Raw genomic sequence first — 20,726 nt, 5'->3', positions numbered from 1 at the left:
TTCACCCGATGGAAATGATGGACCGCGCCCCCTGGCGCCGGCCGATGATGTTCAGCAGATTGTTCAGGACCGGTTCCTGACCCGCCGCGGCCTGGGCCTGGCCCTGGAAGTGCAACTGACCCTGGCGCCATTCGCCCTGCCCCTGCAATTGCAGCGCCCCTTCCAGGGTCTGCAGGCTGACCCGGGCCGGTCCGCCGGGCTGGCCAAAGAGTTGCAGCCGGTAGCTGCCCAGGCTGTCCAGCGGCACCAGCCGCGAGGAGGCCTGCAGCAGCTCCGCTTGGGCCTGCCCCTGCAGGGACCAGCCGTTCGGGCCGGACAGCAGGGTCAGACCGTGGCTGCTCAGGCGCAGCTGGCCATCCGGGCGCAGCGTGTTCCATGGTGCGCCCAGGCCGATCAGCCAGCTCGCCGGCCACTGGCCCAGCAGATCGCCGCTGGCGGTCTCGATGGCCACCTGCTGCTGGCGCCAGCCGGCCTGCCAGCGCAGCGTGAAGGGGCTGGCGGCGCAGCAGGGCTGCGACAGGGTCAGGCTCAACCCGTTCCAGTGCATGCCCACCCGCCAGTGCAGCCGGGAGGGCAGCACCGAGGCATCCTGGCTGCCCGGGCCACCGGTGAGCACCGGCAGCGCACTGCCGTTCCACCAGGGGCCTTCGGCCTCGGCCAGCTGCAGCCGGCCTTCGGTGGCGCGGGACACCAGACCGGCCAGCCAGGCGGCCGGCACGGTCATCGGCAGGGCCAGCAGCAGCCCCAGGGCCGCCCCCGCCCAGGCCCAGGCACGCGTGCGGGCCTCCGGCCGGGCCTCGGGGGCACGGCGCGGGGCGCCAAAGCGGGGACGAAAGGCGGGGGGCGTGCTCACGGCTGTCCCGGCAGGGAAACGACGACACGGCCGCTGAAGTGGCCGGTGCCATCGCGCTGCAGCTGCAGCTCGATCGGGCGGGTGCGGGCGCCCTGGCGGGCTTCGCCCAGCCAGGTGCGCAACTGATCGGGGGAGGCGGCCTTGAGGGTCAGGGTGGCCCGGTCGCCCACGATGGCCAGCTGGCCGGCCGCACCCAGGCGCTGGGTGGCCGCCTGCAGGGCCTCGGTGGCCTGCGCGGCGGTGATGGGGCTCTGACCCTTGAGCTGCTGGGCCTCGCTGGCCAGGCGCTGCATCTGCAGCCACTGGGCTTCCAGGACTTCGGCCTGCGGTGGCACCTCGCGCCAGGTCTTCCAGACCGGGCGGATGAAGATCGCCCACAGCAGCAGGACGCCCAGGGCGGCCAGCATCGCGCTCACGAGGGTGCGCTCGCGCGGGTTGAGCGTCTGCCAGCGGGCCTGCAGAGGCACCAGTGCGGATGCCAGGGACGGGCGGGCGGTGGTGCTGCGGTCGTTCATCGGGTGGCCTCGTCCGAAGGGGCGGTCGGGTTGGCCGGGGCGCGGCCCAGCGGACGGGCAGGGACGTTGGCTGGCGGCGGGCCGGAGACATCCACCTCCTCCTCGTCGCTCTGGGGCGGCACGGCCGCGGGTCGGGCACCGGGCGCCGTCGTCGGTGTGGGCCGCGGGCCGGCGGCCGGAGGCGTCTGCGCGGCCGAGGGCGGAGGCATCGCGCCCGGGCGGGCCTTCACGATGCTGGGGCCGTTGGCCGAGGGCTCGGCATCCAGGCCCAGGGGCAGCAGGCGGCTGCGGAAGCCGTCCACCTCCGGTGGCGACCAGCCGGGGCTGGTCAGTGTCAGGCGGCCCGGTTCGAAGTGCAGGGCGCTGGCCGGGCCACGGCCGGAAGGCCAGGCGACTTCGGCGGCCGCCAGCAGGGGTTCCAGATCGGTCTCGCCCGGTTTGCCGGCCGTGGTGCGCAGCAGGTCGATTTCCTTTTGCATCTGCACCGGCGCATCGATCACGGCCCGCACCTGCGGGAAGGTGGTCTGCAGCAGGGCCGTCATGCTTTGCTGGCGCAGGGCCAGGGCATGGCGCTGCTGCCAGGCCCAGACATTGGCGCCCACCAGCTGTACCAGCAGCAAGGCGGCCAGGCCGATGCGGGCCGGACGCCAGCGCGGGCTGCGCCACAGCGGCAGCAGCTTTTCGCGCAGGGCGCGGTGGCCGCGGCGCTGGGCGGCCAGGTCGAACTGGCGCAGGTTCCATTCGCCGGCGGCGGCCTGCATCAGCCATTCGCCCAGGGACAGGGCGGCCACCGGGGCGCCCGCCAGCTCGGCGGCCTGGGCGGCAGTGTCCGGCGCGGCGGTCCAGTGCACGCTGTCTTCAGCCGGTACGGTCTGCAGCAGGCTGCGTGCGCCCGTCAGCGGCACGCACACCGCGCCCTGGGCATCGCGCCAGGCCAGCTGGGGGTGTTCCGGGTCGCCCCAGACATGGGCGGCGGTCACGCCGTCTGGACGCCAGCCGGGCACCACCCGGTCCAGGGTCTGGCCGCTGGGTTCGAGCCGGGCGATCTGGCCGCGCAACCAGCCGCGGTTGACCGCCGCCACCCACACCGTTTCGCCGCCGCGCGCCTGGGGGGGCAGGGCCAGATGGAGGTCGGCCTCGTCATCCAGCAGGGCCTCTTCCAGCAGCCCGGCCAAGGCCTGGCGCAGGCGCAGGCCAGAGGCCTTGGGCAGCGTGATGCGGTGCCAGCTGATGTCGCCCGGGGCCAGCACGGCCACCCGCTGGGTGGCGGCAGGCAGCTCGGCCAGCGGGGCCCGGCCGCTGCGGGTCAGGTGGATGCCATCCTGGCTGAAGGCGAAGTCCAGCTCCTCGGCGGACGGCACGTCGGCGGTGTCGGCACCTGGGGCGGACAGCCGGGGGGAGGCTGGCAACTGGACGATCAGAAGGGACATGGGGTGAAGGCGACAGGGCAGGAAGGCCGGACGGGCGGGGCCAGCGTCCTATTGTGGCTTGGTCCGGGTGGGGCTTGGATGCATCGCTTGGGGGGTTTTACACGGGGACGCGCTCGCGCCAGAGCACGCGCACGTTCAGCCCACGGCGCTGCACGAGCGAGACTTCGCGCAGCACCGAGTCCTCGTAGCGCAGCTGGCCCGTCACCAGGAAGTAGCTGCTCTGGGTCCCCACGTTCTGGCCGCTGAGCTTGACCTTTCCGCCCAGCAGGCTTTGAGCGGTGCTGATCTGGTCGAAGCCTTTCTTGAGGGTCTGTCGCTGCTGCACCAGGCGCTGGGCACTGGCACGGTCCAGGCCGTCGATGGCGGCCATGAGGACCTCGGGCGGGGCAGTGTTGATGTTGACCGGCGTGCGTTGCGGCAGGATGACGACATAGGGTTCGAGCTTGGCCAGGGTCGCCTGGTCCAGGCCCAGCCAGCGCAGCTGGGCCACGCGCTGCACCCGCACCGGTGCACCGGCCTGGACCTTCTGGCCCTCGTCGGCCAGGTCCTGGGCGTCGCTGGCGGCCTGCATGGCCTCGCCGATCTGGGTGGCCACGCCGGCCGGCAGGCCCAGCAGGTCGCACAGCCGGGCAAAGATGACCAGTTCGGCCTGGTACATCTTGGTGTCGTCGGTGGCCAGGTTCTGCAGGTTGTAGCGGGCTTGGGCGTCGGCGATGTCTCCCGAGAGGAAGGCGTCGATGTCGGTGTCGGTGTTGTCCTTGTCGGTGGACAGGAAGGTGGACAGGCGGATCTCGGCCAGACCGGTGGCCCAGGGCTCGGTCAGGGCATCGGTGCCGCCTTCGCGGGCATCCTCGCGCAGGATCAGCCGAGCCCAGTCCAGCGCGCCGTCCAGCAGCCAGGACGACTGCACTCGGGCGCGCTCGGCGCTTTCCACCTCGATGGCCCGCCACTGCTGCCACACCATGCCGGCGGCCAGCGTGGCCACCAGGGTCACGATGACCATGGCCAGCAGCAGGGCCGCACCTCGCTGGGGATGGCGGGTGGGGCGGCGCATCAGTGGTCTCCTGCCAGCTGCACGTCGCGGGTCAGCGTGCCGGCCGGCAGCCGCAGCACCAGCCGCACGCCCTGGGGCAGCTGGTCGGCGTCTTCGTCGTTGGAGGTGTCGGGCGGGGTGGGCGTGCCCTCGCCCTCGCCCCCGGTGCCCGGATTCGTTGGCGGCGGGGCGACGGGGGCCGCCGCGTTGCTGCGCCCCGCGCTGGACTGCGCATTGCTCCAGGTGTTGTCGCCCTCGCGGTAGTAGTAGACCTGCCACTCGGAGAGCTGCCCCAGCATGGGCAGTGCGCTCTCGCGGATGCCCGACCACTGCTGGCTGCGCAGCCACCACTCCTGCAGGTCGGTCACCCGGCTGGAGGGGGGTGAGGCCCAGCGGTAGAGGGTGTCCCCCTGCAGCATCCAGACCACCAGCACGAGGCCGTCCTTGGCGCGGCGGGTCAGGCGCAGGGCCGCACCGTCGTACTTGAGGGCCGGCACGCCGGGCGTGCGCTGCAGCTGGGCCAGATCCTGCTCCCACTGGTTGACGGTGGTCGACAGCACCAGGATCTGCTGGGCGTTGCCCTGTGCACCGTCACGGGAGCGCACCAGGGCGTCGATGCCGCGCCAGGCCATCATGGCCAGCACGGCCATGATGAACAGGGCCACCAGCACCTCGACCAGCGTGAAGCCGCGCAGGCGAGGGCGAGGGTGGATCAGGGCAGGGTGGGAGCAGGGGCGCATCAGTAGCGTGACAGGACGGTGGACAGGGTCACCAGGTTGACTCCTGCTTCGTCGGTGATCACCACATCCGCACGGCGGAAGTTGGGGTTCAGGGTGGCCTGCACCTTCACTGTGTTCGTGAAGGTGCGGCCCAGTTCCTCGCATTCACCGCTGCTGGTGCCGATGTCCGGGTATTGCTTGGCGAGCTTGATGCTGGTCAGCACATTGGTGGCGCACCATTGGCTCAGCGTCACGTCGGACAGGCGTTGGGCGTTGCCCAGCAGAGAGCCGGCGGCCCGGCTGCCGGCCGCCAGCGCGATGGCCACGATGGCCACCGCCACCAGCACCTCGACCAGGGTGAAGCCGCGTCCGGTGGCATGAAGAGGGCGGCGCGGGTTCACGGGGTGGGCTTCCCTTCTGGCTCGGCCAGCGGCGCAAAGGCGCTCAAGCCATCGGTGGCCAGCACCACGCGGCGCTCGCCCAGGCTCAGCACCACCCGTTGGGCGCCGATGACGGGCTCCGGCCCCAGTACCAGCGAAGGTGCTCCGATGACCTCGGCATGGGTGTCCTCGTCCAGCCAGCGGTCGGGCAGGTGGACGGTGTCGGGCAGGCCGACGAAGCGGAAACCGGGCTGGTCGGGCAGGGGTTGCCAGTCCACCTCCACACCCATCGCGCGGGAGCGGGCGCGGGCCCCTTCGAGCAGGGCCGACAGACGGACAGCTTCTTCATCCAACCGGGCTGCGGCGCTGTCACGCAGCGACAGCGAGGCCATGCCCACCACCACAGCCAGCAGGGCCACCACCACCATCAGCTCCAGCAGCGTGAAACCCCGTTGCCGGCGTTGAGCGTGGGCCATGGACCGATGCCGACGGATGACGATCGCTTACTGCCAGGAGCCGATGTCGGCGTTCACACCTTCGCCACCGGGCTGACCATCGGCGCCCAGGCTGAACACGTCGATCTCGCCCTTCACGCCCGGGTTGGCGTATTGGTAAGCCCGGCCCCAGGGGTCGTTGGGCAGTTTTTCCACATAGGGGCGCCAATTGGACGGCACCGGGCTGGTGGTCGGCTTGCGGATCAGGGCATCCAGACCCTGCTCGCCGGTGGGGTAGCGCTGGTTGTCCAGCTTGTAGAGCTTGAGCGCCTGCATCAGATTGCCGATGTCGGTGCGCGCCGCCGTCACGCGGGCGTCATCGGCACGGTCGAGCACGTTGGGCACAATCAGGGCAGCCAGCACGCCGATGATCACCAGCACGACCATCAGTTCGATCAGTGTGAAACCGGCCTGGCGCAGCCGCTTCATCGGCTGCTGGGGAAATGTCACAGACATGGTGGTCAACGTGGCCGGAAACGGCCAGGGTTCTCAGTGTGGGCATGCATCATAATCGTCCGATGGCGTCGCGTTTATTAACGTTCGTGGTGTGGGCCCTGGTGGCCATGAGTGGTCTGTTCTGGGGGCTCAAGCTCTTCGTGCGTGCGCAGGGTCTGCCTGCCACGGCCCAGGCCGCAACGGCGGGCGTGCCGCAGGGCGGTAGCCTGGCCCGCGTGCTGGGCACGGTGGCGGTGGCGGACGACCAGGAAGAGGATGCCGGTGACGGCCGCTTCCAGTTGCTGGGTATCGTGGCGCCGGGCGGCAAGGCTTCGGACAGCCCGCAGGGCGTGGCGCTGATCTCCGTGGGCGGGCAGCCGGCCCGGCCCTGGCGCACCGGGGCTGTGATCGAGGGCGACACCGTGCTGCTGTCGGTCAGCAAGCGCTCGGTCGAACTCGGACCCAAGGGCGGTCCGGCCAGCACCTCGCTGAGCCTGCCCGACCCGAACACCGTGCAGCGTTCCGCCGTGCCGAACGGGGCGGCAGTCCGCACGCCACGGGTGGGCCTGCCGGGGCAGCCCCAGGTGCTGGGCCAGGGCCTGCGTCAGGAGTCGGCCGGCCAGACGCCGCCGCCCAACCCTCAGGACGGTCAGGAAGAAGAGTGAGCCTCTGCCGCCTGGCAGGGCGGTGGCATCTCCGGCACGAAATCCCAGCCGAAGGGGCCGTCCCTCAGCTGGGCGCTGCCGTCTCCGGTCGGACAGGTCGGGGTGGCTGATCTTTGCCACTGCAGGTGGACCGCAGCACCGTCGCTGCGCCAGCGGTGGAAGTTCAGATGCAGCCCCGCCGGGGCCTCGTAGCGGAACACCACGCTCCAGCGGTTGCCGGAGCGTTGCAGCAAGGTCAGTGTCGAGCCGTCGTGGTCCGGCTGTCCGGGCCGGATGGCGACCAGCAGATGCCCGTCGGGGGCTGGTCGTGGCGGGGCATCCAGCCCGAGGCTCTGGCCCGATGCCGCATTGACCAACAGCAGTGCGGGACTGTCGGCAGGGGACAGGCGGGCCACCAGCCAGGTGCCGCTGCGGCCCACCGGTCCCAGTGCCCGGTAATGCGACTGGGCACTGTCCTCCAGCCGGATCTCCGACGCCCCGGGCGCCTGCAGCCGCAGCAAGGCTCCCTGCCGGATCGCCCAGGGGGCTTTGCGTGCATGGGGCGCCTGCAAGGCTTCGGTCTCCAGGGTCGCCAGGCAGCGTTCCGGGTTGGTGTCCCGCTGGCAACGGGCCCAGCCGTCGGCAGGGTCGGCCGGTGAGGCTGCGCCACTGGCCCCAGCTGCCAGGGCCAGGCTCCAGCCGGCCCATGCGCTTGCCGCGTTCTTGATGCCCAGGCGCCGCATGTCAGTCCTCCTGTGCCCGATTCTGCACGGCCCGGGCGGTCTCGCAAGCCGGGGCCGGGGCCGCGCCGGTTTCAGCGGGCCGGGTCGTCCGGGTCCAGGAAGCGGGCGGGGCGCTTCTCGTTGAAGGCGGCCAGGCCCTCTCGGTGTTCGGCCGAAGGGGCATAGGCGTAGTGCGGCTCGCGGTCGGCGCGCTGGCTGGCCGGGCCCTGGGTGAAGTGGCGCAGGGCCTGCTTGTTCAGACGCATGGCCTGGGGGGACAGCTCGGCGATGCGCTGGGCGGTGCGCCAGGCGTCGGCGGCCACCTCGGCATCGGGCAGCACCCGGGTGACCAGGCCCCGCAGCCGGGCCTCCTCGGCACTGAGCACGCGGGCTTCCAGCAGCAGTTCGCGCAGCACCGTCTCGCCCACCACGCGGGCGACGATCTCGATCTCACGCGGTGCCATCGGGAAGCCCAGCTTGGCGATGGGCACGCCGAAGCGGCTGCCCTGGCCGCACAGGCGCAGGTCGCAGCAGGCGGCGATCTCCAGCCCCCCGCCGATGCAGGCGCCCTCGATCTGCGCGATGAGCGGCACGTCGCAGGCCAGCATGGCTTCCAGCGCCGGGGCCACGATCTCCTCGTGGAAGTCGGCCAGCGTGGCCGGGTCGAAGCGGAAGCGCGGGAATTCCTCGATGTCGCCCCCGGCGACGAAGCTGCCGCCTTCGCCCTGCACGATGAGAGCCCGCGGCGGGCGGGGCTGGGTGCGGATGGCGTCGAAACCGGCCCGCAGGTCGCGCCACATGGCGATGTCCAGCGCGTTGAGCTTGCCGGGGTGGCTGATGATCACCCGGGCAATGCCTTGGGCATCGGCCGGATGGAAGTGGATGTGTCCGGGCATGGGGAAGCGGCGATGGGGGGCGGCGCTGACAGGGCCGCGATGCCGCATTTCACCACGCGGGGCCACGGCATCGGGACTATCCCGCGGAGGACGCCACAAGCCGGGGGCACCCGCTCAGAATCGCTCGGCCTCCAGCCAGGAGGCGATCACAGGGAGCGACACGATGAACAATGGAACGAACGGCCGCGGTTGGCTGCGGCCACTGGTGCTGGGCTGCGCCTGCGTGGCCACGCTGGGCACGGCATGGGCGGGCGATGCGGCCTTGCCACCCGGGGTGCGCGGGCCGGTGACGGTGCGGGTGACCGATGGGGTCAGCGACGACCTCCTGACAGCCGGCCTGGGCAAGACAGGGCTGATGGGGGCCACGCCGGCCTACGTCGATCCCGCCCACCCGACGGCCAGCGAGCTGCGGCGCAACGCCATCTACACCAACTACCGGGCCCTGGTGGACATCACGCCGCTGGGCGGCATGGGGGTCTTCTACGGGCCCAACATCGACATCCACGGCCAGGACACCCTGGGCGAGGGCAAGATCGCTGGCACGGAAACCACGGCCTGGGCCGACGACGGCAGCGGGCGCCGCAATGTGACGCTGATGGTGCAGCTGCCGGTGGGCTTCGACCCGGACCATGCCTGCATCGTCACCGCCACCTCCTCGGGTTCACGCGGCATCTACGGGGCCATCGCCACCGCCGGCGAGTGGGGCCTCAAGCACGGCTGCGCGGTGGCCTACACCGACAAGGGCTCGGGCAACGGCTACCACGACCTGATGACCGGGGTGGTCACCTCCCGCGAGGGCCTGCCGATGGACGCTGCCACGGCGGGCACCGAGGCCTTGTTCCGGGTGCGCGCCCCGGCCGACCGGGTGGCCGCCTTCAACGCGGCCCTGCCCAACCGCATGGCCTACGAGCATGCCCACTCGCGACAGAACCCGGAGAAGGACTGGGGCCAGAACACGCTCAGCGCCGTCCGCTTCGCGCTGTACGTGCTCAACCAGCAGTACGCCGGCAGCCGCCACTTCACCCCGGCCAACACCCTGGTCATCGCTTCCAGCGTGTCCAACGGCGGCGGTGCGGCGCTGGCCGCGGCCGAGCAGGACACCGAGGGCCTGATCGACGCGGTGGCGGTCAGCGAACCCAACGCCCAGCCCCGGCCGACCCCGGGTGTGCAGATCCGCCAGGGCAGCGCGACCGTGCCGGTGACCGGCCTGCCGCTGATCGACTACTTCACGCTGGCGGCGCTCTACCAGCCCTGTGCCCTGCTGTCCTCGCGCACAGGGCTGTCGATGGACCCGGCCTTCTGGCCGGCGGCCTACACCACGTCGGCCCAGCAGCGCTGCACCGGCCTGGCCGAGCGTGGGCTGATCACGGGCGACACCGTGGCCGCCCAGGCCGACAGTGCCTGGGACGTGCTGCTGGCCCATGGCTGGACACCGGAGAGCGCCTTCCTGCAGCAGTCGCATTTCCGCCTGGCCACCAACGCGATCGCGGTGACCTACGCCAATGCGCTGGGGCGCTTTGGTGCGCTGGACGACCTGTGCGGCTACAGCTTCGCCAACACCGATGCCAGCGGCCTGCCCATTGCCCAGTCACCGACAACCCAGGCCGGGTTGTTCGCCAGCGGCAATGGCATTCCGCCGACCTCGGGGGTGAACGTCGTCTACGACGGTTCGGTGGGCGGACCGCGGCTGGACTTCCTGTCCACCTCGCCCAGCACCGGCCGGGCTGACTTCGGCCTGGATGGGGCGCTGTGTCTGCGCGCGCTGGCCACCGGGCAGGACGCGGTGCGTGGCGCGGCGCTCACTGGGGAGGCGGCGAGCGCGGCCGCACGGGTGAAGGCCGGCGTGGCCCAGGTGCAGCTCGGTGCCCGTCTGCACGGCAAGCCCACGGTGATCGTGGCGGGCCGCAGCGATTCCCTGCTGCCGGTCAACCATGCGGCCCGGGCCTATTTCGCCCGCAACCAGCGGGTCGAGCCCGGCAGTCCCACGCGCTACATCGAGGTGACCAACGGCCAGCACTTCGATGCCTTCATGTCCTATGGACCGGCCCTGGGCTACGACACCCGCTTCATTCCGCTGCATGTGTACTTCAACGCGACGTTGGACGCGGTCTGGGCCCACCTGACCACCGGCGCCCCGCTGCCGGGCAGCCAGGTGGTGCACACCGTGCCGCGTGCCAGCAGCAGCACGGCGCTGTCTGTCCAGAACGTGCCGCCGATTGCCGCTTCCCCGGCACCCGCGGCTCAGATCGTCTTTGACGGCCGGACCTTGGTGGTGCCGGACTGATTCTGCAGCGCACACAAAGAGAAAGGGGGGGGACCGCAAGGTCCACCCCCTTCTTTGCGTTGGCAGGGCCGATCTGAGTCAGGGGGCCCGCACGGTGATGTGCAAGGTCACCTTGGCGGTGGAGTCGGACGCCGACGTGATCGTGTAGACCGCAGTCTGATCCGCCCCTGTGCCGTTGGTCAGCGACACCGTGTAGGCGCTGCTGGTCTTGGTGACGGAGGACTCCGTCAGACCGTTGAGCGTGCTGGTGACCACGATATTGCCGTTGTTGTCGCTGGCCATGGCCACCACGTCGCCGGACGAGACCACGATCGTCCGATCGTCACCCGCCGCATAAGGGCTGGTGGGAAGGGCCAGGCCATTGATGCTCACGTCAACGGCGAAGTCCTTGGGCACGATGTCGAACTTCAGCGTCAGGCCACCGGTGGTGGCGCCCTGCGGGGTGATATTCAGCACGGCCTCGGTGGCGCTGCTGCTGACCAGCATGGCGTTCCAGCTGTGGTTGTCGCTGTTCACATAGCGGGCCAGGCCATCGCCCAGGTCGGCCGTGACGTTGATCGGCAGCGTGGGCGAGCCGACGGCGACCCGGTAGCCGGTCGGGATGCTGTAGGTCTTGACGTCTCCGGCGGTGGCGGTGTCCGTCTGCACCACGGTGCTGCCGTCGCTGGTCAGGATCTGCAGATTGACCGTCAGTGCAATCTGGTCGAGCACCACATTGATGGTCACCGCCTGGCTGCTGTCCGAGGCCGACTTGGCGGTCAACGTGAGCACCGTCGGCGCGGTGCTGCTGAGCGTGGCCGACCAGGTGTTGGCGGTCTTGGTGTAGCCGCTCTTGGTGGCGGTGCCCAGGGATTCGTCTACCTGGAAGGACACATTGCTGTTCAGGGTCAGCGACTGGCCCGAGCTCATGTTGACGGTGGTGGCCTGGCCGGCCAGCAGCGGTGTGGCGGTGACCGAGACACCATTGACCAGCACGCCGACCTGCAGCGGTGCCGCGGCCACATGCACCACGAAGGTGGCGACCCGCGTGCTGTCACCCTGGGCGGTGGCGGTCAGGGTGACCGTGGTCGCCGTGCCAGCACTCAGGGAGGCCTGCCATTCGGTGCTGGACTTGCTGATGTTGCTGGCGCTGGCCGCCCCCAACGCGGAGGCGAAGTTGACCTTGATGGTGCTGTCCAGTGTCAGCTGCTGGCCCGAGTTGAGGTTGAGCTGGTAGGTTTGGCCGGCGGTCACCGGGCTGTTGGTCACCAGCACGCCGTCCACAGAGGCCGTGACCGCCAGCGGCTTGGGATCGATCACCACATGGATGGTGGCCATCAGGCTGTTGTCGGCATTGGACTTGACCACCAGCGTGGCCTCGGACGAGCTGGCGCTGGCCAGGTTGGCCGACCAGTCGGTGGACGTCTTGGTGTAGGCCGACTTGCTGGCGGAGCCCAGGCTCTCATCCACGACCATGGCCACCGTGCTGTGCAGGGCGACCTGCTGGCCGGAGCTGATGGTGACGGTATAGCTCTCGCCGGCGAGCACCGGCGCGGCGTTCTGGGTGACGCCATCGACCTTCACGCCGACCTGCAGGGGGGTGGCGGCGATCAGCACATGGATCTGGGCGCTGCGGCTGCTGTCGCCGTCCACGGCGGCGGTGAAGGTGACCTCGGTGTCCACGGCGCTGGTCAGGGTACCCTGCCAACCCGTCTTGGACACCAACCGGTTGGCCACACGGGCGTCGCCGAAGTCGCTGGTGAGATCCAGGTTCACGTTGGACTGCAGGGCCACAGTCTGGCCCGACTGGATGCTGAGCGAGTAGTTGCCGCCGCTGCCGACTGCGGTGGCGGTCTGGGTCACGCCGTCCACCACCACATTGATGGCCAGGGGGGTGGGTGTGACGTGCAGCACCACGGTGCGGGTCTGGTCGGGGTAGTCGCGCGAGGTCACCAGCAGGGTGACGTCGTCTTCCACGGCGCTGTTGACCAGGCCGACCCAGGAGGTGCTGGTCTTGGTCAGCGAGGTGAGGGTGGCCTGCCCGGGGGATTCGACGACCGCCACATCCAGGCTGCTGTCCATCGCGACCGTCTGGCCGGACTGGATCTGCAGCGTGGTGGTGCCGCCGCTGGTGGTGCCTGCCGCGGTGCTGCCATCGACCGACAGGCTCAGCGACAGGGTCGGGTTCTCGGCACGACCGCCCCCGCAACCCGCCAGCAAGCCCAGCAACAACAGGCCCGCCAGGCCCCCTCGCAACAGTCGCAACAACATGGGTCTTCCCGCACTGATCCGCAGAACCCGTCGGCAAGTCGCCAACGGTCGTGTTCGGAGGACATGAGCCTCCGGCGCGCAGTGTAGGGGGAGACCCCAGGCTTGGGACTCCCTATGTCGTCGGACGAGGTGTCGCCAGGCTGTCCTCGGGCGTCAGCCCGGGGCCAGGTCCCGACGGGTCCGCCAGGGCATGGAACAGGTAGCCGATGCCGCGCACGGTGTGGATCAGGCGGGGCGAGCGGGGGTCGTCGTCCAGCTTGTGACGCAATCGGGACACCAGCAGGTCGATGCTGCGGTCCAGCTGCTGGACGCCCAGGCCGCGGGACATGTCCAGCAGCTGCTGTCGGTTCAGGGTGCTGCGCGGGTGTTCCAGAAAGGCCTGCAGCAACGCGCATTCCGCCTCGGACAGGGGCACCTGCAGCCCGGTGGGGGCCACCAGCGTGCGGCTGTCGGGCTCCAGTTCCCAGTCACCGAAGCGCACAGCCGACGCCGAGGGAATGGCCGTGGGGCGGGCACGGCGCAGGAGAGCATGCACCCGGGCCCGCAGCTCCCCGGGGTGGAAGGGCTTGTCCAGCACCGCATCGGCCCCCAGTTCCAGGGCCACGGCCCGGTCAGCCGCATGGCTGGCGGTCAGCAGGACCAGCACCGGGGGCGCGCCACCGCTGTCCCTCAGCAGCCGCAGCTGTACCCAGGGGTCCGGCCCCCGACGCAGCCGGGTTTCCGGTGTCGCCACCAGCAGGTCGAAGCCCCGCCGTCCGCACTGCGCAATGGTGCCGATGTCATCGCTCACTTCGACCTGGTGCCCCCGCTGCAGCAGCGTGCGGGAGATCGCCTCCTGCGCTTCAGGGTCGGTGTCGACCACCAGGATGCGGGCGGGACGCTGGGGCGATGGGGTGTGGTCGGACATCATGAGCCAAGGATGGGGAAAACCTGGATACGAAGCCTAAGGCCTGCCTCGGGGGCTTGCCGAGGGATCTGGGGGTACGTACGGCCGCGTTTTACACGTCCTTTACATTGCGACACCTGGGCGGGCCCCGCCGGCACCGGACTGGCAATGACCAGGCGCTCACCGGGTGGGCCTGCCCCGTGTCAACATAGACGGTTGATCCCTGTCCACGGCCCTTCCTCCACGCCCTGCCTGCCATGTCTTCCGGTCTGATCCACATCCGCGGCGCCCGCCAGCACAACCTCAAGAACCTGGACCTGGACATCCGCACCGGCGAGATGACGGTGGTCACCGGCCCCAGCGGTTCGGGCAAATCCAGCCTGGTGTTCGACACCCTCTACGCCGAGGGCCAGCGGCGCTATGTCGAGACCTTCTCGGCCTACGCCCGCCAGTTCCTGGACCGCATGGACCGCCCGGCGGTGGACAAGGTCGAGGGCGTGCCCCCGGCCATCGCCATCGACCAGACCAACCCGGTGCGCACCAGCCGTTCCACGGTGGGCACGATGACCGAGCTGAACGACCACCTGAAGCTCTTGTTCGCCCGAGCCGCCCAGCTGTTCGACCGCCAGACCGCGTTGCCGGTGCGGCACGACAACCCCGACACCATTTACGCCGACCTGCAGGCCCGGGCCGCGGCGGCGGGTGATCCGAGGTTGGTGCTCACTTTCCCCGTGGAGTTGCCCGCCAACACGACCGCCGAACAGCTGGAGCAGTGGCTGGCGGCCAGCGGCTTCAGCCGGGTGCAGGCCGAGCGCGTGGTGGGTGAGAAGAAGCTGCTCGACGTGGTGGCCGACCGGCTGCGCCTGGGCAACGCCGAGCGTGCCCGGGTGATGGAGGCCATCGAGCTGTCGCTCAAGCGTGGGCAAGGGCGACTGACCGTCTATGCCCTGCAGGAGGGGGGTGAGCCTTCACTCTGGAAGTACAGCACCGGCCTGCATTGTCCGGAAAGCGACCTGCGCTACAGCGAGCCCCAGCCGGCCCTCTTCAGCTTCAACTCCGCCTATGGCGCCTGCGAGACCTGCCGCGGTTTCGGCCGGGTGATCGGGGTGGACTTCGGCCTGGTCATTCCGGACGAGAAGAAGACCCTGCGCAACGGCGCCATCAAGCCGATGCAGACCCCGGCCTGGAAAGAATGCCAGGACGACCTGGTCAAGTACGCGGGCGACGCCGGCATCCCGCGCGACACCGCCTGGAACCAGCTCACCCCGGCCCAGCGCGAGTGGGTGATCGAGGGCTCGCCGAATTGGGCGGGCAACTGGCACAAGCAGTGGTACGGCGTGCGCCGCTTCTTCGAGTACCTGGAGAGCAAGTCCTACAAGATGCACATCCGGGTGCTCTTGTCCAAGTACCGCAGCTACACCCCCTGCGCCGTCTGCGGCGGCGCCCGGCTGAAGCTCGAGGCCCTGCTCTGGCGCGTGGGCTCCAAGCCTGATGCCGACGCGGTGCTGGCACCGGAAAAGCGCTTCCTGCCCCAGGGCGTGGGCTGGAGCCGGGCCCAGCTGGAGGGCCTGCCCGGCCTGTCCCTGCATGACCTGATGCTGCTGCCGCTGGAGCGCCTGCGCCGCTTCTTCGACCAGCTGACCCTGCCGGACGCGCTGCGCGACGAGGCCTTCAAGCTGCTGCTCGAAGAGGTGCAGCACCGCCTGAAGTACCTGTGCGACGTGGGCCTGGGCTACCTGACCCTGGACCGCCAGAGCCGCACCCTGTCCGGCGGCGAGGTCCAGCGCATCAACCTGACGACCGCGCTGGGCACCTCGCTGGTCAACACCCTGTTCGTGCTGGACGAGCCCTCCATCGGCCTGCACCCGCGCGACATGAACCGCATCGTCCAGGCCATGCACCGCCTGCGCGACGCCGGCAACACCCTGGTGGTGGTGGAGCACGACCCGGCGGTGATGCTGGCGGCCGATCGCCTGATCGACATGGGCCCCGGCCCCGGCGAGAAGGGGGGGCAGATCGTCTTCGACGGTGCGCCCGAGCAGGCCCGCGAGGCCGACACCCTGACCGGTGCCTACCTGGGCGCGCGCAAGTCGGTGGGCATGGGCTTCCGGCGCTTCGTCGAGCCTGGCACGCCGCGCCTCATCCTGGAAGGCGCGCGGCAGAACAACCTGCAGAACCTCTCGGTCGAGTTCCCGCTGCAGCGGCTCACCGTGGTCACCGGCGTGTCCGGCTCCGGCAAGAGCACCCTGGTGCAGGACGTGCTGGTGCCGGCCCTGAACCGCCATTTCGGCCATGCCACCGAGACCCCGGGCCTGCACGACCGCCTGCTGGGCGCCGACCTGCTGGCCGACGTGGCCTTCGTGGACCAGTCGCCCATCGGCAAGACGGCACGCTCCAACCCCGCCAGCTACGTGGGCGCTTTCGACGAGATCCGCAAGCTCTTCGCGGTCGCCCCGCTGGCGCAGGAGCGCAAGTACACCGCCGGCATGTTCAGCTTCAACGCCGGTGACGGGCGCTGCCCGACCTGCGGTGGCTCGGGCTTCGAGCATGTGGAGATGCAGTTCCTCTCCGACGTCTACCTGCGCTGCCCCGACTGTGACGGCACGCGCTACCGCGCCGAGATCCTGGACGTGAAGATCGAGCGGGCCGGCCGCAGCCTGTCCATCGCCGACACGCTGGAGCTGACCGTCAGCGAGGCGGTGCAGTGCTTTGCCGCCGACCGCGAGGTGGTGGCCAAGCTGCAGCCCATCGTCGACGTGGGCCTGGACTATGTGCGCCTGGGCCAGCCGGTGCCCACGCTCTCGGGTGGTGAGGCCCAGCGCCTGAAGCTGGCCGGCTTCCTGGCCGAGGCGGCGGGCCGGCCGCGCCAGCCGGTGGCCAAGAAGGGCACGCTCTTCGTCTTCGACGAGCCGACCACCGGCCTGCACTTCGACGACATCGCCAAGCTGATGCGCGCGCTGCGCAAGCTGCTGGACGCCGGCCATTCGCTGCTGGTGATCGAGCACAACCTGGACGTGATCCGCGCGGCCGACTGGCTGATCGACCTGGGTCCCGAGGGCGGCGACGCGGGTGGCGAGGTGGTGGCCGTGGGCACGCCGGACGATTTGCGCGCTCACCCCACGTCCCACACCGGCGCGGCCCTGCGCGACTATGACGGTGCCCTGCATGCCGGCGAGAAGAACGCGGCCGACAGCGGCAGCTACCTGGGCCGGGTGGTGCGCGAGAAGCGGGCCGAGGACGAGGCCATCCGAATCATCAACGCCCGTGAGCACAACCTGAAGTCGCTCAACGTCGACATCCCACGGGGCAAGTTCAGCGTCATCACCGGCGTGTCCGGCTCGGGCAAGAGCACGCTGGCCTTCGACATCCTGTTCAACGAGGGCCAGCGCCGCTACCTGGAATCGCTCAACGCCTATGCCCGCTCCATCGTGCAGCCGGCCGGCCGGCCCGAGGTGGACGCGGTCTGGGGCATCCCGCCCACGGTGGCCATCGAACAGCGTCTCTCGCGCGGGGGGCGCAAGTCCACCGTGGCCACCACCACCGAGGTCTGGCACTTCCTGCGCCTCTTGTGGGTCAAGCTGGGTCTGCAGCACTGCGTGCACGACGGCGCGCCGGTGATGCCGCAGACGGCCGAGAGCATCGCCGCCCAGCTGCTGCGCGACCACAAGGGCCAGCACATCGGCCTGCTGGCGCCGCTGGTGGTCAACCGCAAGGGCGTCTACACCGACCTGGCCAAGTGGGCCAAGGCGCGCGGCCACACCCACCTGCGGGTTGATGGCGAGTTCCTGCCGGTGGACCCCTGGCCGCGGCTGGACCGCTTCAAGGAGCACACCCTGGAGCTGCCGGTGGGCGACCTGGTGGTGAGCCCGGAGAACGAGGCCGAGTTGCGCCGCCTGCTGGCCCAGGCCTTGGATGTGGGCAAGGGCGTGCTGCATTTGCTGGCCCCGTTGGACGGCCTGGCCCAGGCGCTGGAGGACGGCGATTCCACGCTGGGCATCGGCAGCGTCAAGGTCTTCTCGACCAAGCGGGCCTGTCCGGTCTGCGGCACCAGCTATCCCGAGCTGGACCCGCGCATGTTCAGCTACAACAGCAAGCACGGTTGGTGCACCAGCTGCGTGGGCACCGGCCTGGCGCTCACCCGCGAACAGCGCAAGGCCTTCGATGACAGCGTGCGCGACGAGGACAACCGCGGCCGCGAGCAGAGCTTCCCCAGCGAGGAGCCCGAAGTCGAAGGCCTGGCCGGCGAGGCCTGCCCGGACTGTCATGGCGCCCGTCTGAACCCGATGTCGCGCGCGGTCAGCTTCCAGGGCGAGGGCATCCACGAGGTGGCTCAGTGGTCGGTCACCCAGACCCGGGCCTGGATCGAGGGCCTGAGCACCGGCGGGGCGATGAGCGCCCGCGAGCTGGGCATCGCCCGCGACGTCATCACCGAGATCCAGGGCCGGCTGGCCTTTCTGGAAGAGGTGGGCCTGGGCTATCTGACGCTGGACCGCGCCGCGCCCACGCTGTCCGGTGGCGAGGCCCAGCGCATCCGCCTGGCCGCGCAACTGGGCAGCAGCCTGCAGGGCGTCTGCTACGTGCTGGACGAGCCGACCATCGGCCTGCATCCGCGCGACAACGGCATCCTGCTCAACGCACTGCACCAGCTGGGCCAGAACGGCAACACCCTGGTGGTGGTGGAGCACGACGAGGACACCATCCGCCGGGCCGACCACATCATTGACATCGGCCCTGGCGCCGGCAAGCGCGGCGGTCGGCTGATCGCCCAGGGCACGGCGGCCGAGCTGGCGCAGCAGCCCGACTCGGTGACTGGTCGCTGCCTGGCCCATCCGCTGGTCCACCCGCTGCAGGCCCGGCGCGAGGTGACCCGGGCCACCCCGGCCCTGGAACTGCGCGGCGCCCGCCTGCACAACCTGCAGCAGGTGGACGTGGACGTGCCGCTGGGCCGGCTGGTGGCGGTCACCGGCGTGTCGGGCTCCGGCAAGTCCACGCTGGCGCGCGACGTGCTGCTGGCCAATGTGGCCGCGCTGGTGGCGGCCAAGGGCCGCAAGAACGACGAGGCCGCGGCCCAGTCCGTCATCCTGCAGGGCTGCAAGAGCCTGAGTGGCTGGGGCGGGGTGGACCGCGTGCTGGAGGTCGACCAGACCCCCATCGGCAAGACGCCGCGCTCCTGCCCGGCCACCTACATCGGCTTCTGGGATGCGATCCGCAAGCTCTTCACCGAGACGCTGGAGGCCAAGGCTCGCGGCTACGCCGCGGCCCGCTTCTCCTTCAACACCGGCCAGGGCCGCTGCCCGGCCTGCGAGGGGCAGGGCATGCGCACCATCGAGATGAGCTTCCTGCCCGATGTGAAGGTGCCCTGCGACGTCTGCCACGGCCAGCGTTTCAACACCGAGACGCTGGCAGTGACCTGGCGCGGCAAGAGCATCGGCGACGTGCTGAAGATGGAGGTGGACGAGGCGGTGGAATTCTTTGCCAGCATGCCGTCCATCGCCCACCCGCTGCAGCTGCTCAAGGACGTGGGACTGGGCTACCTGACCCTGGGCCAGCCCAGTCCCACGCTGTCCGGCGGCGAGGCTCAGCGCATCAAGCTGGTGACCGAGCTGACCAAGGTGCGTGACGAAGTGGGCCGGCGTGGCCAGAAGGCGCCCCACACCCTCTATGTGCTGGACGAGCCCACCGTGGGCCTGCACATGGCGGACGTGGAGCGCCTGATCCGCGTGCTGCACCGGCTGGTGGACGGCGGCCATTCGGTGGTGGTGATCGAGCACGACCTGGACGTGATCGCCGAGGCCGACTGGGTGCTGGACCTGGGGCCCGAGGGTGGCACCGGCGGGGGCCGGGTGGTCTGTGCCGGCACGCCAGAGGCGCTGGTGAAGGCCGGCACCCACACTGGCCACGCTTTGAAGCCGGTGCTGGCACGGCGCTGAGCGGGCCGGGGCCGGGTGATCTCGGCCTCAAGCTGGCGGCTGGGCTGCCGATGTCATGAAATCGATCCGATTTCCAGGGGCTGGCCCCTGCACCCGTTCACCCCGCCATGCGTGTCTGCTCCCTCGCCTCCGTCCAAAACTGCATCGAGCTCGGCCAGCCGCTGCAGTTCAGCGTGCGCGACGAGGGCCATCTGCTGTTGCTGGCCAAGGGGCAGGTGATTGCCGATCAGCGTCAGCTGGAGGATCTGTTTCGGCGTGGCGCCCTGGTGGAGGTGGACGAGTTGGCGGGCCTCAAGCCCGTGGCCCGTCGCAGTGCGCCCGTGCAGCGTCCTGCCGCCCTGTCCCAGGCCTGGGACCGCTGTGGACTGGAGATGCGGCAGTTGTTCAGCACCGAATCCTCGGCCTTGGCCGTGGCGATCGATGCGGCCACGGATCAGATCCTGACGCTGATCCAGGCTGCCCCCGAGGTGGCGCTGTCCCGGGTGGTGCGGCAGCCGAGCAGCGGCGGGGGGCACTACGGGGTGCGCCACTCCATCCATGCCGCCACGGCCTGTCAGGCTGCGGCACGGTTCCTGGGCTGGAGCGACACCGACCAGCGCCGAGCGTTCCAGGCCGCCTTGACGATGAACATCGCCATGGTGGACCTGCAGGCTCGGCTGGCCACGCAGGTCTCACCACTGACGGTGCGCCAGCGCGAGGCCATCCATGAACATCCGCACCGTGGGGCCCAGATGCTGGTGGACGCCGGCATCCAGGACGAGCTCTGGCTGCAGGCGATCCGTCTGCACCACGAGCAACCCGATGGCTCAGGCTATCCGGCGGGTACCTCCGAGAGCAATGAGCTGGCGGAGATGCTGCGCTTTGCCGATGTCTACACCGCGCGCCTGAGCGACCGGGCCGACCGCCCGGCGATCAGTGCCCGCCAGGCGGGGCGGGAACTGCACCAGATGGCCGATGCGAGCCCCCTGGCGGGTGCGCTGATCAAGGCCTTCGGCATCTTCCCGCCGGGCAGCGTGGTGCGCCTGGTCAGCGGCGAAATGGGGATCGTGGTGCGCAACGGCGAGAAGGCCTACCACCCGCACGTGGCCATCCTGACCACGACCAGCGGCGAGCCCCGCCTGTCCCCCCGGCTGGCAGACACATCACGCGACAGTCATGCGGTGTCGGCCCTGCTGCCGGCCCATGCCATGCCCATGCTGATCAGCGAGGAGACGATCGCCGGCTTGATCGCCGCAGCCTGAACCGCGCCAAGAAA

At 70.3% G+C, this 20,726-nt stretch carries 16 protein-coding genes; 4 read left to right on the top strand and 12 right to left on the bottom strand.

Annotated elements, in window-relative coordinates:
* Window position 1: 1 nt before the first annotated feature.
* The 8 genes from gspN to gspG form a co-directional block, all read right to left on the bottom strand.
* Window positions 2-853 (bottom strand): type II secretion system protein N, encoded by an 852-nt coding sequence (gene gspN, locus M0L44_RS09430; protein ID WP_252769466.1) that lies wholly within the window; start codon window positions 851-853, stop codon window positions 2-4.
* Window positions 850-1,368 carry a type II secretion system protein M gene (locus tag M0L44_RS09425; RefSeq protein ID WP_252769464.1) on the bottom strand — a complete coding sequence of 173 codons (519 nt, stop codon included), beginning with the start codon at window positions 1,366-1,368 and terminating at the stop codon, window positions 850-852. The genes gspN and M0L44_RS09425 overlap by 4 nt, the downstream gene beginning before the upstream one ends.
* Window positions 1,365-2,798, bottom strand: a complete 1,434-nt coding sequence (gene gspL, locus M0L44_RS09420) for a type II secretion system protein GspL (protein WP_252769463.1) — start codon at window positions 2,796-2,798, stop codon at window positions 1,365-1,367. Before gspL ends, M0L44_RS09425 begins: the two co-directional genes overlap by 4 nt.
* Window positions 2,799-2,895: 97 nt before the next feature.
* Window positions 2,896-3,852, bottom strand: coding sequence for a type II secretion system minor pseudopilin GspK (gspK, locus tag M0L44_RS09415; RefSeq protein WP_252769461.1), 957 nt, complete (start codon window positions 3,850-3,852; stop codon window positions 2,896-2,898).
* Complete coding sequence (locus M0L44_RS09410) at window positions 3,852-4,571, bottom strand: PulJ/GspJ family protein (RefSeq protein ID WP_252769459.1); 720 nt, start codon at window positions 4,569-4,571, stop codon at window positions 3,852-3,854. Before M0L44_RS09410 ends, gspK begins: the two co-directional genes overlap by 1 nt.
* Window positions 4,571-4,951, bottom strand: a complete 381-nt coding sequence (gene gspI, locus M0L44_RS09405) for a type II secretion system minor pseudopilin GspI (protein ID WP_252769457.1) — start codon at window positions 4,949-4,951, stop codon at window positions 4,571-4,573. The genes M0L44_RS09410 and gspI overlap by 1 nt, the downstream gene beginning before the upstream one ends.
* Window positions 4,948-5,406, bottom strand: coding sequence for a prepilin-type N-terminal cleavage/methylation domain-containing protein (locus tag M0L44_RS09400; protein WP_252769455.1), 459 nt, complete (start codon window positions 5,404-5,406; stop codon window positions 4,948-4,950). Before M0L44_RS09400 ends, gspI begins: the two co-directional genes overlap by 4 nt.
* A gap of 27 nt (window positions 5,407-5,433) precedes the next feature.
* A complete protein-coding gene (gene gspG / locus M0L44_RS09395; RefSeq protein WP_290429047.1) occupies window positions 5,434-5,880 on the bottom strand; it encodes a type II secretion system major pseudopilin GspG in 447 nt (148 codons plus the stop codon).
* A 62-nt stretch (window positions 5,881-5,942) separates the two neighbouring features.
* Here gspG and M0L44_RS09390 point away from each other — a divergent pair, with 62 nt between their 5' ends.
* Complete coding sequence (locus M0L44_RS09390; RefSeq protein WP_252769453.1) at window positions 5,943-6,524, top strand: hypothetical protein; 582 nt, start codon at window positions 5,943-5,945, stop codon at window positions 6,522-6,524.
* Here the strand turns inward: M0L44_RS09390 and M0L44_RS09385 are convergent.
* Both M0L44_RS09385 and M0L44_RS09380 read right to left on the bottom strand, forming a co-directional pair.
* On the bottom strand, window positions 6,509-7,246 hold the full coding sequence (locus M0L44_RS09385) for a hypothetical protein (protein WP_252769451.1): 738 nt from the start codon (window positions 7,244-7,246) through the stop codon (window positions 6,509-6,511). The two genes, M0L44_RS09390 and M0L44_RS09385, sit on opposite strands and share 16 nt — an antisense overlap.
* A 71-nt stretch (window positions 7,247-7,317) precedes the next feature.
* Window positions 7,318-8,121, bottom strand: a complete 804-nt coding sequence (locus tag M0L44_RS09380; RefSeq protein WP_252769450.1) for an enoyl-CoA hydratase/isomerase family protein — start codon at window positions 8,119-8,121, stop codon at window positions 7,318-7,320.
* Between the two features lie 163 nt (window positions 8,122-8,284).
* On the opposite strand from M0L44_RS09380, the gene M0L44_RS09375 reads away from it, so the two are divergent.
* Window positions 8,285-10,405 carry a D-(-)-3-hydroxybutyrate oligomer hydrolase gene (locus M0L44_RS09375; RefSeq protein WP_252769447.1) on the top strand — a complete coding sequence of 707 codons (2,121 nt, stop codon included), beginning with the start codon at window positions 8,285-8,287 and terminating at the stop codon, window positions 10,403-10,405.
* A gap of 78 nt (window positions 10,406-10,483) precedes the next feature.
* Here the strand turns inward: M0L44_RS09375 and M0L44_RS09370 are convergent, their stop codons facing one another.
* Both M0L44_RS09370 and M0L44_RS09365 read right to left on the bottom strand, forming a co-directional pair.
* Window positions 10,484-12,655 (bottom strand): hypothetical protein, encoded by a 2,172-nt coding sequence (locus tag M0L44_RS09370; RefSeq protein WP_252769446.1) that lies wholly within the window; start codon window positions 12,653-12,655, stop codon window positions 10,484-10,486.
* A gap of 112 nt (window positions 12,656-12,767) precedes the next feature.
* The gene (locus tag M0L44_RS09365) at window positions 12,768-13,565 is read right to left on the bottom strand and encodes a winged helix-turn-helix domain-containing protein (protein WP_252769444.1); all 798 of its coding nucleotides are present in this window, start codon (window positions 13,563-13,565) and stop codon (window positions 12,768-12,770) included.
* 233 nt (window positions 13,566-13,798) lie between these two features.
* Between M0L44_RS09365 and uvrA the strand changes: the two genes are divergently transcribed.
* On the top strand, window positions 13,799-19,471 hold the full coding sequence (uvrA, locus tag M0L44_RS09360) for an excinuclease ABC subunit UvrA (RefSeq protein WP_252769442.1): 5,673 nt from the start codon (window positions 13,799-13,801) through the stop codon (window positions 19,469-19,471).
* Window positions 19,472-19,578: 107 nt separating this feature from the next.
* Entirely contained in the window at window positions 19,579-20,712 is a 1,134-nt protein-coding gene (locus M0L44_RS09355) for an HD-GYP domain-containing protein (RefSeq protein WP_252769440.1), read from the top strand.
* The last annotated feature ends 14 nt before the right edge of the window (window positions 20,713-20,726 follow it).

The sequence above is a fragment of the Ideonella oryzae genome (genome assembly GCF_024055665.1).
Classification (GTDB): Bacteria; Pseudomonadota; Gammaproteobacteria; order Burkholderiales; family Burkholderiaceae_C; genus Ideonella; species Ideonella oryzae.
This window is presented reverse-complemented; position numbering and strand designations above follow the sequence as displayed.

What these genes read in the sequence shown, in the direction of transcription:
- gspL (WP_252769463.1), bottom strand. Translation starts at nt 2,798, where the DNA reads ATGTCCCTTCTGATCGTCCAGTTGCCAGCCTCCCCCCGGCTGTCCGCC.
- M0L44_RS09390 (WP_252769453.1), top strand. Translation starts at nt 5,943, where the DNA reads ATGGCGTCGCGTTTATTAACGTTCGTGGTGTGGGCCCTGGTGGCCATG.
- M0L44_RS09425 (WP_252769464.1), bottom strand. Translation starts at nt 1,368, where the DNA reads ATGAACGACCGCAGCACCACCGCCCGCCCGTCCCTGGCATCCGCACTG.
- M0L44_RS09365 (WP_252769444.1), bottom strand. Translation starts at nt 13,565, where the DNA reads ATGATGTCCGACCACACCCCATCGCCCCAGCGTCCCGCCCGCATCCTG.
- M0L44_RS09410 (WP_252769459.1), bottom strand. Translation starts at nt 4,571, where the DNA reads ATGCGCCCCTGCTCCCACCCTGCCCTGATCCACCCTCGCCCTCGCCTG.
- M0L44_RS09375 (WP_252769447.1), top strand. Translation starts at nt 8,285, where the DNA reads ATGAACAATGGAACGAACGGCCGCGGTTGGCTGCGGCCACTGGTGCTG.
- M0L44_RS09370 (WP_252769446.1), bottom strand. Translation starts at nt 12,655, where the DNA reads ATGTTGTTGCGACTGTTGCGAGGGGGCCTGGCGGGCCTGTTGTTGCTG.
- M0L44_RS09355 (WP_252769440.1), top strand. Translation starts at nt 19,579, where the DNA reads ATGCGTGTCTGCTCCCTCGCCTCCGTCCAAAACTGCATCGAGCTCGGC.
- uvrA (WP_252769442.1), top strand. Translation starts at nt 13,799, where the DNA reads ATGTCTTCCGGTCTGATCCACATCCGCGGCGCCCGCCAGCACAACCTC.
- M0L44_RS09385 (WP_252769451.1), bottom strand. Translation starts at nt 7,246, where the DNA reads ATGCGGCGCCTGGGCATCAAGAACGCGGCAAGCGCATGGGCCGGCTGG.
- gspG (WP_290429047.1), bottom strand. Translation starts at nt 5,880, where the DNA reads ATGTCTGTGACATTTCCCCAGCAGCCGATGAAGCGGCTGCGCCAGGCC.
- M0L44_RS09400 (WP_252769455.1), bottom strand. Translation starts at nt 5,406, where the DNA reads ATGGCCCACGCTCAACGCCGGCAACGGGGTTTCACGCTGCTGGAGCTG.
- M0L44_RS09380 (WP_252769450.1), bottom strand. Translation starts at nt 8,121, where the DNA reads ATGCCCGGACACATCCACTTCCATCCGGCCGATGCCCAAGGCATTGCC.
- gspK (WP_252769461.1), bottom strand. Translation starts at nt 3,852, where the DNA reads ATGCGCCGCCCCACCCGCCATCCCCAGCGAGGTGCGGCCCTGCTGCTG.